At 58.3% G+C, this 16,114-nt stretch carries 14 protein-coding genes; 8 read left to right on the forward strand and 6 right to left on the reverse strand.

Annotated features, from left to right (window positions below; all coding sequences use genetic code 11):
- Window positions 1–7 precede the first annotated feature (7 nt).
- From CRO62_RS13835 to CRO62_RS13855, 5 genes are all read right to left on the reverse strand, one after another.
- Entirely contained in the window at window positions 8–1,153 is a 1,146-nt protein-coding gene (locus CRO62_RS13835; RefSeq protein ID WP_097100618.1) for an iron-containing alcohol dehydrogenase, read from the reverse strand.
- Window positions 1,150–2,538: an aldehyde dehydrogenase family protein gene (locus tag CRO62_RS13840; protein WP_097100619.1), complete on the reverse strand. Its 1,389-nt coding sequence runs from the start codon at window positions 2,536–2,538 to the stop codon at window positions 1,150–1,152. Before CRO62_RS13840 ends, CRO62_RS13835 begins: the two co-directional genes overlap by 4 nt.
- Before the next feature lie 18 nt (window positions 2,539–2,556).
- Window positions 2,557–3,921, reverse strand: coding sequence for a glutamine synthetase family protein (locus CRO62_RS13845; RefSeq protein ID WP_097102993.1), 1,365 nt, complete (start codon window positions 3,919–3,921; stop codon window positions 2,557–2,559).
- Window positions 3,922–3,985: 64 nt separating this feature from the next.
- A complete protein-coding gene (locus tag CRO62_RS13850; protein ID WP_097100620.1) occupies window positions 3,986–5,500 on the reverse strand; it encodes an amino acid permease in 1,515 nt (504 codons plus the stop codon).
- Between the two features lie 212 nt (window positions 5,501–5,712).
- Window positions 5,713–6,486, reverse strand: a complete 774-nt coding sequence (locus CRO62_RS13855) for an N-formylglutamate amidohydrolase (RefSeq protein ID WP_097100621.1) — start codon at window positions 6,484–6,486, stop codon at window positions 5,713–5,715.
- A gap of 177 nt (window positions 6,487–6,663) precedes the next feature.
- Between CRO62_RS13855 and CRO62_RS13860 the strand changes: the two genes are divergently transcribed.
- The 6 genes from CRO62_RS13860 to CRO62_RS13890 all read left to right on the forward strand — a co-directional run bounded on the left by CRO62_RS13860 (window position 6,664) and on the right by CRO62_RS13890 (window position 12,994).
- Complete coding sequence (locus tag CRO62_RS13860; RefSeq protein ID WP_003513323.1) at window positions 6,664–7,542, forward strand: MurR/RpiR family transcriptional regulator; 879 nt, start codon at window positions 6,664–6,666, stop codon at window positions 7,540–7,542.
- Between the two features lie 288 nt (window positions 7,543–7,830).
- Window positions 7,831–8,937: an ABC transporter substrate-binding protein gene (locus CRO62_RS13870; protein ID WP_097100622.1), complete on the forward strand. Its 1,107-nt coding sequence runs from the start codon at window positions 7,831–7,833 to the stop codon at window positions 8,935–8,937.
- 202 nt (window positions 8,938–9,139) lie between these two features.
- Window positions 9,140–10,024, forward strand: a complete 885-nt coding sequence (locus CRO62_RS13875; protein WP_003513327.1) for an ABC transporter permease — start codon at window positions 9,140–9,142, stop codon at window positions 10,022–10,024.
- Window positions 10,021–10,803 carry an ABC transporter permease gene (locus tag CRO62_RS13880; RefSeq protein WP_003513330.1) on the forward strand — a complete coding sequence of 261 codons (783 nt, stop codon included), beginning with the start codon at window positions 10,021–10,023 and terminating at the stop codon, window positions 10,801–10,803. The genes CRO62_RS13875 and CRO62_RS13880 overlap by 4 nt, the downstream gene beginning before the upstream one ends.
- A 13-nt stretch (window positions 10,804–10,816) precedes the next feature.
- Complete coding sequence (locus CRO62_RS13885; RefSeq protein ID WP_003513332.1) at window positions 10,817–11,875, forward strand: ABC transporter ATP-binding protein; 1,059 nt, start codon at window positions 10,817–10,819, stop codon at window positions 11,873–11,875.
- 75 nt (window positions 11,876–11,950) lie between these two features.
- Window positions 11,951–12,994 carry a zinc-dependent alcohol dehydrogenase family protein gene (locus CRO62_RS13890; protein ID WP_097100623.1) on the forward strand — a complete coding sequence of 348 codons (1,044 nt, stop codon included), beginning with the start codon at window positions 11,951–11,953 and terminating at the stop codon, window positions 12,992–12,994.
- Window positions 12,995–13,041: 47 nt separating this feature from the next.
- On the opposite strand, the gene CRO62_RS13895 is transcribed toward CRO62_RS13890, so the two are convergent.
- The gene (locus CRO62_RS13895) at window positions 13,042–13,686 is read right to left on the reverse strand and encodes a hypothetical protein (RefSeq protein WP_097100624.1); all 645 of its coding nucleotides are present in this window, start codon (window positions 13,684–13,686) and stop codon (window positions 13,042–13,044) included.
- A gap of 200 nt (window positions 13,687–13,886) precedes the next feature.
- On the opposite strand from CRO62_RS13895, the gene CRO62_RS13900 reads away from it, so the two are divergent.
- Both CRO62_RS13900 and CRO62_RS13905 read left to right on the forward strand, forming a co-directional pair.
- Complete coding sequence (locus CRO62_RS13900) at window positions 13,887–14,663, forward strand: AAA family ATPase (protein ID WP_097102995.1); 777 nt, start codon at window positions 13,887–13,889, stop codon at window positions 14,661–14,663.
- Between the two features lie 79 nt (window positions 14,664–14,742).
- Window positions 14,743–16,074 (forward strand): MFS transporter, encoded by a 1,332-nt coding sequence (locus CRO62_RS13905; RefSeq protein ID WP_097100625.1) that lies wholly within the window; start codon window positions 14,743–14,745, stop codon window positions 16,072–16,074.
- Window positions 16,075–16,114 lie beyond the last annotated feature (40 nt).

Here is a 16,114-nt window from a genome sequence, read left to right on the forward strand (position 1 = left end):
CTACCTTTTAAAAGCAGTCCTCAAACAATTTCCTGGTATTCTCCAGCGTCATCGGCATCGGATTGCCGCCGCAGCTCGGATCCTTGATCGCTTCTGCCGCCAGTTCGTCGATGCGGTCAGGCTTAATGCCCATGGCGGTCAGGTTATCAGGCACGCCGAGTTCCTTGCGAAGCTCCAGCACATAATCATAGAAACCATCGAAACCGCCCGAAATGCCGAGATATGCGGCAGCGCGGGCAATCTTGTCTTCGATGGCCGGGCGGTTGAAACGCAGGACCGCCGGCATGACGACGGCATTGGTCATGCCGTGATGGGTGTTATAGACCGCGCCGATCGGATGCGAGAGCGAGTGAATGGCGCCGAGACCCTTCTGGAAGGCAACCGCCCCCATCGCAGCCGCCGCCATCATATTGGTGCGCGCTTCGATGTCAGTGCCGTCCTTATAGGCGCGTGGCAGAAATTCCTTGACCAGCCGCAGACCCTCGAGCGCAACGCCGGCGCTCATCGGATGGAAGAACGGCGACGAATAGGCTTCGAGGCAATGGGCAAAGGCGTCCATGCCCGTGCCTGCCGTGATGACCTTCGGCATGCCGACCGTCAGTTCCGGATCGCAGATGACGACGCCGGGCAAAAGCTTCGGATGGAAGATGATCTTCTTCACATGGGTCTGCGAATTGGTGATGACGCTGGCGCGGCCGACTTCCGAACCGGTGCCAGCCGTCGTCGGAACCGCGACGATGGGCGCGATCTTCGAGGCGTCCGCCCGCGTCCACCAGTCGCCGATATCCTCGAAATCCCAGACCGGGCGCGTCTGCCCGGCCATGAAGGCGATGGTCTTGCCAAGATCGAGTCCGGAACCACCGCCGAAGGCGACGACGCCGTCATGGCCGCCATCGCGATAGGCTTTTACGCCGGCTTCCATGTTGATTTCGTTGGGGTTCGGATCGACATCGGCGAAGATCGCCCGGCCGAGCCCAGCCTCTTCCAGTACATCGAGCGCATGCGCGGTAATCGCCATATTGGCAAGGCCGCGATCCGTGACGAGAAGCGGCTTCTTGATGCCGAGCGTCTTGCAGGCTTCCGCCAGTTCCTTGATCCGGCCACGGCCAAGCTTGACGGCGGTGGGATAGCTCCAGTTGGCGACGATATTCATTTCGTGACTTTCTTCAGATGGTAGGATTTCGGTCGGGTCAGGTTCTGGAAACCGAGAACGGAAAGCGAGCCGCCACGGCCCGTTTCCTTCACACCTGTCCAGCAGAGCGCAGGATCGAGATAATCCGCACGGTTCATGAACACGGTCCCGGTTTCGATCTCACGGCCGATCCGCCCGGCACGCGCTGCATCCTGCGTCCAGAGCGAGGCGGTGAGGCCATATTTGCTGTCATTCATCAGGGCGATGGCCTCGTCGTCGTTCTTCACCTTCATGATGCCAAGAGCGGGGCCGAAGGTTTCTTCGGTCATGAACTCCATGGAATGATCGACATTGACGAGCACTTGCGGAGCGACGTAAGCGCTCTCGCCGTCATCGGCAGGGAAAAGCTTGGGATCGACCAAAGCCTTGGCGCCCTTTGAGACGGCATCAGCGATCTGTGCGCGCACCACCTTGGCGAAACGCTTGTTGGCCATCGGCCCGAGTGTCGTTTCCTGCTCCAGCGGATTGCCGAGCTTGTAATTGGACACCCACGCCACGGACTTCTCGACGAATGCGTCATAGAGGTTTTCGTTGACGTAGATACGCTCGATGCCGCAGCAGCATTGCCCGGAATTATAGGTCGCGCCATCCATCAGCGTATCGACGGCAGCGTCGAGATCAGCATCGTCCATCACATAGCCGGGGTCCTTGCCGCCGAGTTCAAGCCCGAGACCGGTGAAGGTGCCGGCAGCAGCGCGCTCGATGGCCCGACCGCCTTCCACCGAACCGGTGAAATTGACGAAATTGAACAGGCCTTCGGAAATCAGCGCCGAGGTCGTGCCGTGATCGAGGAAGACATTGATGAAGACATCGTCAGGCACGCCCGCCTCGACGAAAGCCCGCACCATCCGCTCGCCGACGAGAAGCGTCTGCGCCGCATGTTTGATGACGACTGTGTTGCCGGCCATCAGAGCCGGGGCAACGGTATTGATCGCCGTCATGTAAGGATAGTTCCACGGCGCGATGACGAAGACCACGCCATGTGCTTCGCGCTCGATGCGGCGTTCGAAATTGCCGCTTTCCTCGATGACGAGGGGCGCCAACGCATCCGCGGCAATGGAGGCGACATAGTTGGAGCGCTCGTTGAAGCCCTTGAACTCGCCGCCATAACGAACCGGGCGACCCATCATATGCGCCAGTTCCGGTACCACCTCGGCTACCATTTCGTTAAGGCGCGCCACACCTTTGAGAACCAGCTGAACGCGGTCCTCAAGCGGACGTCGCGCCCAGTCCTTCTGCGCCTTGCGCGCTTTCGAAACGGCGGCGCGCGCCGCTTCCAGCGACATCGCCTCCCGCTCGGCATAAACCGAGCCGTCGATGGGCGAGATATTCTGGATCATGGTCATGATGTTTTCCCGTAATGATTAGGCTCTCTCGAAACCGCGCGCCACTTCCCAGTCGGTCACGCGGCGGTCGTATTCTTCCTGCTCCCACCTTGCGGCATGCACATAGTGATCGACCACGTCGTCGCCAAAGGCGTCACGCAGCATTTTCGATCCGTCCAGGAAGGCGGTCGCGTCGCGCAATGTCTTGGGTATCTCGCGCACGTCCTTCCCGCCATAGGCGTCACCGACAAAAGCGGGCTCAAGTTCGAGTTTATTTTCAATGCCGTCAATGCCCGCCGCAAGAAGAGCGGCCATGGCGAGATAGGGATTGAGATCCGACCCGCCGACCCGGCACTCGATACGGATGCCCTTGGTTTCCGCGCCGCAAAGGCGGTATCCTGCCGTGCGGTTGTCGAGGCTCCATATCGCCTTGGTCGGCGCAAAGGTGCCAGCCATGAACCGCTTGTAGGAATTGATGTAGGGCGCCAGGAAATAGGTGATGTCGCTGGCATGCGCCAGAAGCCCGGCAACATAATGCCGCATCACATCCGACATGCCGTGTTCGCCGTCCTTGTCGAGGAAAGCCGGCTTGCCATCCAGGCTCCACAGCGACTGGTGGATATGCGAGGAACTGCCAGCGGCATTGTAGTTCCACTTGGCAAGGAAGGTCACCGCCTTACCCTTCGACCAGGCGATCTCCTTGGTGGCGTTTTTGATGATGGCGTGCCGGTCGGCCATGGTCAGCGCCTCGGCATAACGCACATTGATTTCCGCCTGACCGGGAGACGCCTCGCCCTTGGAATTCTCGACCGGAATTCCCGCACCCTGCAAGCCCTTGCGCAGCGCCCGCATGACGTCCTCTTCCTTGGTCGTCTGGAAGATATGATAATCCTCGTTATAGCCGCTGGCGAGGTTCAGGTCCCTGTAGCCGCTGGCGCGTGCCGCATCGAATGTCTGGTCGAACAGGAAAAATTCGAGCTCGGTGGCCATATAGGCCTTCAGCCCCATCGCCTCCAGCCGCGCCACCTGCTTTTTCAGCAGCGCGCGCGGCGAATGCGGCACTTCTTCATGGGTATGGTGATCGAGGACATCGCAAAGAACCAGCGCTGTGCCTTCCAGCCACGGCACCTTCCGCAGCGTCGAAAGGTCGGGCTTCAGCGTATAGTCGCCATATCCCTTTTCCCAGCTTGAGGATTTGTAACCGGGAACGGTTTCCATCTCCATGTCAGTGGCAAGCACATAGTTGCAGCTATGGGTTTCCTCAAAGGCGCTTTCAACGAAAAACTCCGCCTGGAACCGTTTACCCATCAGACGCCCCTGCATGTCGACAAGGCAGGCCAGAACCGTGTCGATGCGCCCTTCGGCCACATCCATCTTCAGCGCGTCGAATGTATAGCTCGTCATTTTGTCCATCCCTTTTCGTGTGGCGAGCAGGCGGCCGGTATGCGGCCGCCTGTCAGTTCGAGCATCAGGCCTTTGCAGCCGCCGCTGCCATGGCAGCCTGCTTGTGCTCCAGCGCGAACTCCTCTTCCGGCGACAGGATGAGGCGATGGCGTCCGACAAAGGCGAAGTAGGCAATGGCAACCGCAAACCATACGGCTACCCACAGCACACCCTTGGTGAAGTTCGGATCCTGGATCTGATAGAGCAGCGTCACGATAGCGATGATGATCGTCAACACCGCGCCCGGAATGCCGAAGGGCGAGCGGAACGGCCGCTCGATATGCGGCAGATTTTTCCTGAGCAGAATGAAGGAAATCGCCTGCAGGATGTAGGAGAACATCGCACCGAACACGGCCATGTTCAAAAGCACGCTGCCGATGATGCTGCCGCCCTGTTCCGCACCCAGCGAGAACCAGATGACGAGCATGACCGCAAGGCCGACGAGCGCGCCGGCAATATTGGCAACGTATGGCGTCCGGTATTTCGAATGGGTGATCGACAGCACGGTCGGGAAGTAACCCGCACGCGACAGCGAATAGATCTGGCGGCCCTGCGCATAGAGGATCGTATGGAAGCTGGCGATCAGGCCGGTCAGTGCCACGAGACCGAGCAGCACCACGCCGCCATCGCCGTAGATCGCCTTGAAGCCATCCAGCAGCGGTTCAAGCGACGAGCTGAGATGGAAGGCGCCGACGCCCGGAAGTGACGGGTTGAGCAGCACGATCATGAAGGCCGAAACCATCAGCGTGATGACACCGAGAATGATACCCTTGGGCATATCGCGTTTCGGATCAACGGATTCTTCAGCCGCCAGCGGCAGCTGCTCGATGGCGAGAAACAGCCAGACCGCAAAAGGTAGCGTGGCAAGAACGCCCGAAAAACCGAATGGGAAGAAGGAACCGTTGCCTTCCGGCAGTTCCACAGCCTTGCCATCAGGTCCGACACCGATATTAAGCGCGTAACGCGAAAAATCCATGTTCGGAATGGCGCTGACCCAGAAAAACACCAGAACGCCGAGCGAAATCAGCGTGATGACAAGGGTGACCTTGAAGGAAAGCTCAAGTCCGAAGACGTTGAGAGCAAGGAAGATCGCGTAGAAGGCTATCCACACGAATGGTGAATAGGCTGGATCGAGGCCGAGAATGGAGTTCACATAGGCGGTGATGAAGGTAACGACGACCGCCGGCGTCAGCACATATTCGACATTCTCGCAAAGTCCGGTGACGAAACCGCCCCACGGGCCCATGGCCGTGCGGGCAAAGGAATAGGCAGCACCCGTGTGCGGCAGCGCCGGGCTCATTTCCGCAATCGAGAATGTCAGCCCGAGATACATGATGGCGATGATGATGCCCGCCACCAGCATGCCGCCCCAGCCGCCGGTGGAAAAGCCTAAATTCCATCCGGAAAAATGCCCTGATATAACCGCGCCGACGCCAAGCGACCACAGCGACCACACGCCCGCGTATCGGGATAGTCCGCGTTTTTCGAAATAGGATGCATCAGCCTTCTTGTAGCTGACGCCTGATGATGAACCGTCCATGCCCTTCTCTCCTTAATAGAAAAAAAAGCCAGCCAGCCGTTATTGGCCGATTGTGCCCCCAGTTTCCGGCATCGCCCGGGAGGTTTCCCGCACTGCGCCGCACGCATCTGCTGTTCCCTTGCCGCTTCATGCCGTTCCGGCTTTTGTCGATTGCGGCAGTCTCATTGACGGTCGGCCCCGGTGTTTTCACCATAGGCCGCCCCATTGCTCCCTCACTCATCGATTGATGAGAGCGCCTTCCCCATAAGCTCGTGGAGAAAATCGGCAATTGCCGATTGGTCTCCTTCATTGGCGATCAGATCGTTGCGGATCTCGATCATGACGTTCAAAAGTCCGTCCGGCAGCGCATGCAGCCGCAATGTATGCGTTACACCGTCTTCCGGACCGTAGGGATCGTTGCGCTTTACCGTGAGCGCAGAACCCTCGGCGCCCACCAGCATCGCATCGGCGAGCCGGCTGTCAGTATCGTGCAGGATGCCGATCTGCACTTCACGGAACCGACCGTGATAGACCGGCGTGAAACTGTGAATGGTCACCACCACCACCTTGCGGCCGCGGTCCTGCCGCTCGGCAATAATCTCACTGACACGGTCGTGAAACGGCACGTAAAGCGCCGAGGTACGGGCAAACCGCTCCGCCTCGCTCAGATCGAGATTGCCGGGAATATTGTAAATCTCGCTTTTGACCGGCATGGCAGAAGGCGACTCCGGCGGCCGGTTGCAATCATAGACCAGACGCGAAAACCGCTGATGGACGAGCGTGGCATCAAGCTTTTGCGAAAGCAGCCTCGCAACCGCCAAGGCACCCGGATCCCAGGCCGCATGGCTCGAAAGCACGTCCGGCGAAAGACCGAGCGTGCCGAGTTTTTCCGGGATGATGGCTGAAGCATGTTCGCAGACGAGAACGACGTCGCCCTTCGCTGCGGCGTTCTCGACGCCGACAGCCTGTCCTTCCGCTTCCGTGAAAAACCGTGAACGCACCGTCATGCACGCATCCCGCCCCGAAACCTGCCATCCCGCCGATGACGAAAAGAATTCTTCACATTATCGCGAGTGTCAAATGGAATTTTGAAATTTTCTCTTCATTTTCCCCATTGACTCGATAGCTGGCACAGATGCTTATATTCGCCAATACACCGGCAAAAAGACCGGAAGGGGAAAGATTTGCGCAGTACGACGGCCACCGTGTCGGATGTCATCCATGCCCATTATGACGCGCTGACCCGTTCGGAAAAACGGCTGGCGGAGAGCCTTCTCGGCAACTACCCCGTCTCGGGTCTCGGCAGCATCACCACGATTGCCGAAAATGCCGGTGTTTCGACGCCGACCGTGGCGCGCATGGTGCAGAAGCTGGGATATAAAGGTTACCCGGAGTTTCAGGCCCATCTGCACCAGGAACTGGAAGCGACGATCTCCGGCCCGGTTGCGAAACATGACCGCTGGGCAACCAATGCACCGGGTCTACATATTCTCAACCGTTTCGCCGACGCCATAACGGGCAATCTGCGCGACACTTTGAGCGATCTCGACACCGCGGTCTTCGACAATGCCGCAAGGCTGCTCTCGGACCGCAAACGCAGCATCTATTTCGTCGGCGGGCGCATCACCGGCGCGATTGCCGAATATTTTTTCACGCATATGCAGGTGATCCGGCCAAAGACGACGCTGATGTCGTCCAACTCCAGCGCCTGGCCTCAATATATGTTGAATATGAGCGCCGGCGATGTGCTGGTGATCTTCGACATCCGCCGTTATGAGCACGACATGACGACGCTCGCCGAGGTGGCGAAGGCAAACGGCGTACAGATCATTCTTTTTACGGATCAATGGACATCGCCGGTGGCGCGCCATGCGCTGCACACCTTCCGTGTGAAGATCGAAGCGCCCTCGGCATGGGATTCATCGGTCGTTACATTGTTTGTCGTCGAAGCGCTGATCGAAGCGGTGCAGAGCAGCACCTGGGATGAAACCAAGGAGCGCATGAACGCGCTGGAAGGCCTGTTCGAGCAGACGCGTCTGTTCCGCAGGCCGGACCGGACATGAACATTAGTAGCCGGCACAGTGCTTGACGCGGAAACCGCCGGCTGATTGGATACCTGAAATCGCTACCAGCGCGATAAAGCGGGATAAAAACAAGCTGGGGAACATATCTGTCCAACACGAATGATGATGGGATTAACCCGCGATTGCAGGCACAAAGCCGGGCGATGGCGGAAAATGGGCGTAAAGTGACGGAATCCGGATAAATAAATTGCAATCCAGCCGTCACATTAGCTTCATCCAGAATCCGTATCAGCGTCCGTAATACGAGAACACGAAGAGGAGAAAAAAGTGATCTCTCATTGCCGTCGACTGCTTGCTGCCACCACCGCTCTGGTAATGGCCTCCACCGCGATCGCTGCCGCTGCGCCAAGCGCCGAACTGATCGCTGCCGCCAAGAAGGAAGGCATGCTGACCACCGTCGCGCTGCCGCACGACTGGTGTGGTTACGGTGACGTCATCGCCGCTTTCAAGGCGAAATATCCGGAAATCACCGTCAACGAACTCAACCCCGACGCCGGCTCTGCCGATGAAGTCGAAGCGGTAAAGGCGAACAAGGACAACAAGGGCCCGCAGGCTCCTGACGTTGTCGACGTCGGTCTCGCTTTCGGCCCGCAGATGAAGGCCGAAGGCCTGCTGCAGCCTTACAAGGTCTCCACCTGGGACGAAATCCCTGACAACGTCAAGGATCCGGAAGGTTACTGGTACGGCGACTATTACGGCGTGATGTCCTTCTTCGTGAACAAGGACCTCGTCAAGAACGTGCCGAAGGATTGGGCCGACCTGCAGAAGCCGGAATATTCCGGTCAGGTAGCGCTTGCCGGCGATCCGCGCGCTTCCAACCAGGCTATCCTCGGCGTTCTCGCCGCCGGTCTTGCCAGTGGTGCGAAGTCCGGCAAGGAAGCCGGTGAGGCTGGCCTGAAATATTTCGCCGACCTCAACAAGGCTGGCAACTTCCTGCCAGTCATCGGCAAGGCTGGCACGCTGGCACAGGGTGCTACCCCGATCATCGTCGCCTGGGACTATAACGCGCTCTCCTGGAAGAAGACGCTGAACGACAACCCGCCCACGGAAGTCGTGGTTCCGGAAAAAGGCGTTCTGGCTGGCGTTTACGTTCAGGGCATTTCCGCTTACGCCCCGCATCCGAACGCTGCCAAGCTCTGGATGGAACACCTCTATTCCGACGACGGTCAGCTCGGCTGGCTGAAGGGTTATTGCCACCCGATCCGCTTCAACGCGATGGTCAAGGCCGGCAAGGTTCCGCAGGAACTGATCGACAGCCTGCCGCCGGCAGCAGCCTATGAAAAGGCATTCTTCCCGACGCTCGAAGATGTCGACGCCAACAAGGCAGCCGTTACCGGCGGCTGGGACAGCGTCGTCGGCGCGAACGTGAAGTAACCTTTGAAAAATACACCCCGGCTTTTCAAAAAGCCGGGGTGCTTCTTTGAGAGCATTTCAGGTAAAACTCCGTAGGTTTTACCCCCGGAAATTGCACAAAACAAAGATCGAAAGTGCGTCTGACGATTCCGTTTTAACCGGACGTGCGATAATAAAGAACTTTATAGACAGACCGTTTGAAAACGGCGTTTGGGGACCAGGCATGCCATCAACCAACACCGGCGGACCATCCGATGCGGGCAGAAAATTGCCGCTTCATTGGTTAGGCGTCGTACCTTTTGCTGTTTTTGTTCTGCTGTTTCTGATTTTTCCGACGATGAAAATCGTGGTCGGTGCGTTTCAGCGTCCCGATGGCAGCCTGACGCTCGAAAACGTCGCGGGGCTTTTCACCTCGTCCATCCTCGCGGCCTACTGGATTTCGATCAAGATCAGCCTCGCCTCGGCGGCTCTTGGCTGCCTGATTGGTTTTGCCGTCGCCGCCGCCGTGGTTCTGGGCGGTCTGCCGCAGCGCATTCGCGGACCGCTCCTGACCTTTTCGGGCGTCGCATCGCAATTTGCCGGCGTGCCGCTCGCCTTCGCCTTCATCGCCACGCTCGGCCCGGTCGGCCTCCTCACCGTGTTTTTGAAGACGCAGATCGGCATTGATCTGAGACTCCTCGGCTTCAACATCCTGTCCTTCTGGGGCCTGACCGTTACCTATCTGTTCTTCCAGATTCCGCTGATGATCCTCATCATCACGCCGGCGCTTGACGGATTGAAGCGCGAGTGGCGCGAAGCTGCGGAAATCCTTGGCGCGACCGGCGTACAATATTGGCGCATGGTGGCCTTCCCCATCCTCCTGCCATCGTTGCTTGGCACCATGTCGCTGCTGTTTGCCAATGCCTTCGGTGCGGTGGCCACCGCGATCGCGCTTACCGGCTCGTCGCTCAACATCGTGCCCATCCTGCTTTTCGCGCAGATCCGCGGCGACGTTCTCGGCAATCCGCATCTGGGTTACGCTCTCGCCTTCGGCATGATCGTCGTCACCGGCATTGCCAATGCGCTTTACATCTGGCTGCGCGCCCGTAGCGAAAGGTGGCTCAAATGAAGAAGTTCTTCGCCTGGGGCGCGCTGATCTTCGGCCTCCTCTATTTCGCCCTGCCGCTGATCGGCATGACCAACTTTTCGCTGAAAATGCGTCGCGGTGAATATTCCTTCGACGCCTATGGCAAGGTGCTCACCGACCCGCGTTTTCAGGAAACCTTCAGCTATTCTGTGGTGATGGCTCTCTTCACCATCGTTTTCGGTGTGCTGCTGGTGGTGCCCACGGCCTATTGGGTCCGCCTGAAACTGCCGGGCCTGCGCCCCTATATCGAATTCATCACGCTCCTGCCGCTGGTCATCCCGGCCATCGTCATCGTGTTCGGTTATATCAGGCTTTACAACACCTCCAGCTGGCTTCCGCTGACCGGCACGACCTTCGGCACCAACCTGCTTTTGATGTTCGGTTATGCCACGCTCGCCTTGCCCTACATGTACCGCGCCGTCGATACTGGTCTGAGAACCATCGACGTCTCGACGCTGACGGAAGCGGCGCAGAGCCTTGGCGCGGGGTGGACGACCATTCTGTCGCGCATCATCCTGCCCAATGTTCTGGTCGCCGTGCTATCAGGTGCGTTTTTGACCTTCGCCATCGTCATCGGTGAATTCACCATGGCCGCCCTTTTGAACCGCCCGGCCTTTGGCCCCTATATGCAGCTGCTTGGCGCCAACCGCGCCTATGAACCGGCTGCACTTGCCGTGATCTCCTTCGGCATCACCTGGGGTTGCCTTGGGTTGATCCAACTCGTTTCACGCTACCAGAAGGGCGCGCCTCCCAAGGCCTGAGGACAAGATTTTCATGAGCTTTTTGACACTTAGCAATATCAAGAAATCCTTCGGCTCCGTACAGGTCGTCCATGATTTCAACATGGCCATCGAAAAGGGCGAATTCGTCTCCTTTCTCGGACCATCGGGCTGCGGCAAGACCACCGTGCTGCGCATGATCGCCGGTTTCGAAATCCCAACCGGCGGATCGATCGTCATCAACGGCAAGGACCAGACGACGCTCAGACCCAACCAGCGCAATATCGGCATGGTGTTTCAGGCCTATGCGCTGTTCCCCAACATGAATGTCTATGAAAACGTCGCCTTCGGGCTCAAAGTCGCCGGCAAGCCGAAAGCCGAGATCGATGCCCGCGTGAAGGAAATGCTCCAGCTCATCCATCTGGAACATCTGGCGGATCGTTACCCCTATCAGATGTCGGGCGGCCAGCAGCAGCGTGTGGCGCTTGCCCGCGCATTGGCCCCGAAGCCGGAAGTGCTTCTGCTGGACGAGCCGCTTTCCGCGCTCGATGCCAAGATTCGCGTATCGCTGCGCGAAGAAATCCGCCAGATCCAGAGAAAGCTCGGCATCACCACGATTTTCGTGACCCACGATCAGGAAGAGGCCCTGTCGATCTCCGACCGTATCGTTGTCATGAATTCCGGCCGCGCCGACCAGATCGGCTCGCCCTTCGATATCTACAACAAGCCCGCGACCCGGTTTGTCGCCTCCTTCGTCGGCACGCTGAACCTGATCGACGCAACCGTCGTCGATTCCTCGACCAGCACAATCCGTGTCGGGGAGCAGAACGTGACGCTCCACAAGCCGGTCGATGTTGCAAACGGTGAAAAAATCACCCTCGCCTTGCGCCCGGAAGCAGGAGCTCTCGGCGCTGACGCCAAGGGAGACGTGGCTATTTCCGGTATCGTCACCTCAAGCCAGTTCCTGGGTTCGGTCATCCGAACCCGTCTTGATCTCGGTGGCTCGACCTTGTCTTTCGACATGTTCAACGATCCCGGCACCGCACCGCCCGCCCTGGGCGAACAAGTAACTCTTAAATTCGCGGCTGGTGATCTTATGGTGATCAAAGATTAAATTGCTTTTCTCCAGCGTCGGAAGCAGATAGAGCAGGTATAGTTCAAATCTGCTTACCGACGATGTGAGGCCAGGATGCGCGCGCTTTTTTACGAACTGTTCGGCGAGACCCCGATTGTGGCATCCCTGCCTGATCCGGAACCGACCGATGGCGGCGTGGTTATCGAGGTGAAGGCGACTGGCCTCTGCCGCAGCGACTGGCATGGCTGGATGGGCCATGATACGGATATTCGCCTGCCGCATGTCCCCGGCCACGAATTCGCTGGCGTTATCGCTGCGGTCGGAAAGAACGTTATCAGGTTCAAGACAGGCGACCGTGTCACCGTTCCCTTCGTTTCCGGCTGCGGCCGTTGCCATGAATGCCGCTCCGGCAATCAACAGGTGTGTGAGACGCAGTTCCAGCCCGGCTTCACCCATTGGGGTTCCTTCGCCGAATATGTCGCCATCGATTACGCGGACCAGAACCTTGTGCATCTGCCTGATACGATGAGCTACGCCACTGCCGCCGGTCTCGGCTGCCGTTTCGCCACGTCCTTCCGGGCTGTGACGGACCAGGGTCGCCTGAAAGGCGGCGAGTGGCTGGCGGTACATGGCTGCGGCGGCGTCGGCCTCTCCGCCATCATGATTGGCGCAGGCCTCGGCGCTCAGGTCGTCGCCATCGACATTGCGGAAGACAAGCTCGAACTTGCCCGCCAACTCGGCGCAACCGCCACCATCAACAGCCGCTCGGTTGCCGACGTCACGGAGGCGGTGCGCGAAGTGACCGGCGGCGGCGCGCATGTCTCTATCGACGCGCTTGGCCACCCGCAGACCTGCTGCAATTCCATCAGCAACCTGCGCCGGCGCGGGCGCCACGTTCAGGTGGGGCTGATGCTGGCCGATCACGCCATGCCAGCCATCCCCATGGCCCGGGTGATTGCCCACGAGCTGGAGATTTACGGCAGCCATGGCATGCAGGCATGGCGCTACGAAGACATGCTGGCGATGATCGAGAGTGGCAAGCTCGCACCCGAAAAACTGATCGGCCGCCACATCACTCTTTCCGATGCCATCACCGCCCTGCCCGCCATGGACCGTTTCCAGGAAAGTGGCATCAGCATCATCGACCGGTTCGAATAACAGTCACAGCCGGAACGCCCTGGAAAATGCCGTTTGTCTAGACGGCATCAGGCATTCCTGCGTCCGAATGGCCGTGCTGCCGTCCCCGCGCGATTTGGCGCGGCCTCCGGCCTTCTGGTCTGCGGTGCAACCTCATTGCGAGCAGGCGTATAATCCTGGGTAACTGCCGTACGTTGCTGACGTATGGTCGGCGGACGGGGTTCCGGTAATTCGACGACCGCCTCGATATCTTCCCGCTCGAGAAGAGCGTTTCTGCTACCCGACCGATAGTACCAGCGAATACCCCTGCGCAGGAGTACGAACAGGCCCACGAGCAGCACAAACCCACCTATCAGTCTCCCTATAGGCTCAGCCGCCTCCGAAGCCGCCGCACGTTTTTTGCGGTCCTCGACGGTAGGGTCAAATCCAAGCATACTGGAAATGCCCTTAAGGCCTACCTCGTCCAACTTCACATATTGGTCGCCATTATAAAGAACATAAGCGTCGCCACTACTGCTGTTCAGATAACCGAGATCAAAGAACTTCCCTTCCAGCACGAAAGTCGTTTGATCGGGCAAATCGTAAACCCTGTCGATCGTCTCACCGCGACTGAAGCCAGGCGCCGCAAAAAACCGAAAACGCTTGGCATCGGCATCCACAGCAGACGCGAATAAAAATATCATGGCGACGTAAACCAGCGTAATCTGATTCATATCTTCCCCGCAATACAAAAATATCGGGATATATTTATACAATCGCCTTAATATAAAATTTAACCGATGATTACTCATTTAATTACTGTAAAAATACACAGATGTGATTTTGATACTTATAATATACACCAATATAATATACTCCTCTTCCGCCGGAAACGGACACACAGAAAAAGAAGCATCGATAAAGAGGATTGAAAATGCTGTTTCTCGACAGCGTGACCATGAAGGAAACTCCGGACCGAAGGGACGAATACCCCTTTACCGTTCCGGCGCTGCGCCAGCTGGAACGCCTCGAATTCAAGACGCCGATCACCTTTTTCGCGGGCAATAACGGCTCCGGCAAATCCACGCTGCTGGAAGGGCTGGCAGCCGGAATGACGGCCTATGCCATCGGCAATCATGGACAGGTTGCCGGCGACCTCTATCTTCAGCATGCGGAAACCGTGGCGAAGGCATTCTATTTCGCCCGCAAGAAATACCCGAAAATCCGCATGTTCATGCGCGCCGAAGACGTGCTTGGCTACATCCGCAAGCAGAATGAAGAGACCCTGGATGACTTTCGCTGGGAGCGGGAAAAAGCCCTGAAAAGAGGCGAAGATTTTCCCGAGGAAACGCCGGACACTTTCAGGCATATCGTCAGAAGCAACGTCATAGACCGGCGTTCGCATGGCGAGGGATTTCTCGATATCATGCAGCAGCGCCTGCACGGCGCCGGCCTTTATTTTCTCGATGAACCGGAAAGTCCTCTTTCACCGCAAAAGCAGCTGGAGCTTGCGGCTATCGTCCGTCACACGGCAGATAGTGGCGGGCAGTTGATCATCGCAACCCACTCGCCGGTGCTGTTGGCCATTCCCGAAGCGACGATTTATTACTTCGACGAGAGCGGCATCACCGGGCGTCTTTATGACGAGCTGGAAAACATCAGTTTCCTGCGGCGCTTTCTTGATCGTCCATCAAAATTCCTGAGCGATTAGGAGCTGATAAGGCTTGAAATCGCGCATCGCTTGCCGCATGCCCATTAGCAACATGTGAATTAGAAAAAGAAGCAGGCTTATGTCTCCCACCACCACACCGGCAGCTGCCCGGCCCCTGAACAGGCAGGACTACAGAACTCTCGGCCTTTCGGCCCTCGGCGGCGCGCTGGAGTTCTACGATTTCATCATTTTCGTGTTTTTCGCCACCGTCATCGGCCATCTGTTCTTCCCGCCGGAAATGCCCGATTGGCTGGTGATGATCCAGACCTTCGGTATCTTCGCCGCCGGTTATCTGGTGCGGCCGCTGGGCGGCATCGTTCTCGCGCATTATGGCGATCGTTATGGCCGCAAACGCGTCTTCGCCTTCTCCATACTGCTGATGGCGCTTTCGACCCTCGGTATGGCGCTGATGCCGACCTATGCCACCATCGGCGTTGCGGCCCCCATCCTGCTCATCGTCCTGCGCATGCTGCAGGGCGCGGCCATCGGCGGCGAAGTGCCGGGTGCCTGGACCTTCGTCGCGGAGCATGTGCCGTTTCGCCGCGTCGGGCTCGCCTGCGGTTTTCTGACGTCCGGCCTCTCTTTCGGCATCATGCTCGGTTCGCTGATTGCCTTTGCCATCAATTCCCTCTTCTCGGCAGAAGATGTGGCGGCTTATGCATGGCGCATTCCCTTCCTGCTCGGCGGCATATTCGGCCTGATTGCCGTCTATCTGCGCCGTTGGCTGGAAGAGACACCGATCTTCATGGAGATGAAAAAGTCGAAGTCGCTGACGGACAAGCTTCCGCTTGGCCTCGTGCTGAAGCACCATATGCGCGGTGTGATCATTTCCGCGCTGCTGACCTGGGTTCTGTCCGCAGCCATCGTCGTTACCACGCTGATGACGGCAACCTTCCTGCAGAAGCTCTATGGCTACACACCGACGCAGGCGCTGGCAGGCACCAGCTTCGGCACGCTGTTTCTCATCTTCGGCGTCATCATCGCCGGCGCATTGATCGATCGTGTCGGCTCCGGCATTTTCTTCATGGCCGCCAGCATCTTCTTCGGCATCGCCACCTTCACTTTCTACAGCTATGCCGGCACATCGCTCGAAACCATGTTCGTGCTTTACGGCGTCATGGGCCTGTCGGTCGGCATGGCGGGTGCAGTGCCTTATGTCATGGTGCGCGCCTTCCCGGCATCGGTCCGCTTCTCGGGCCTCTCCTTCGCCTACAACGTCTCCTATGCCATCTTCGGCGGGCTGACACCGATTGGCGTAACGATGGCGCTAGCCGTCAATCCAATGGCGCATGCGTGGTATCTGGTGTTCATAGCCGCCCTCGCCTTCTGCATCGGCGCCTACCTCTATCTGCGCGGCAGCGAGATCGAAAGCCATGTCGGCATAGAGGAACTGGCGGCCTTAAGGTCGTAAGCCCAACGACGACACAAAAAAGCGCGGGCAGGACCCGCGC

It is taken from the genome of Rhizobium sp. AN6A, assembly GCF_900215635.1.
GTDB classification, from domain to species: Bacteria; Pseudomonadota; Alphaproteobacteria; order Rhizobiales; family Rhizobiaceae; genus Agrobacterium; species Agrobacterium tumefaciens.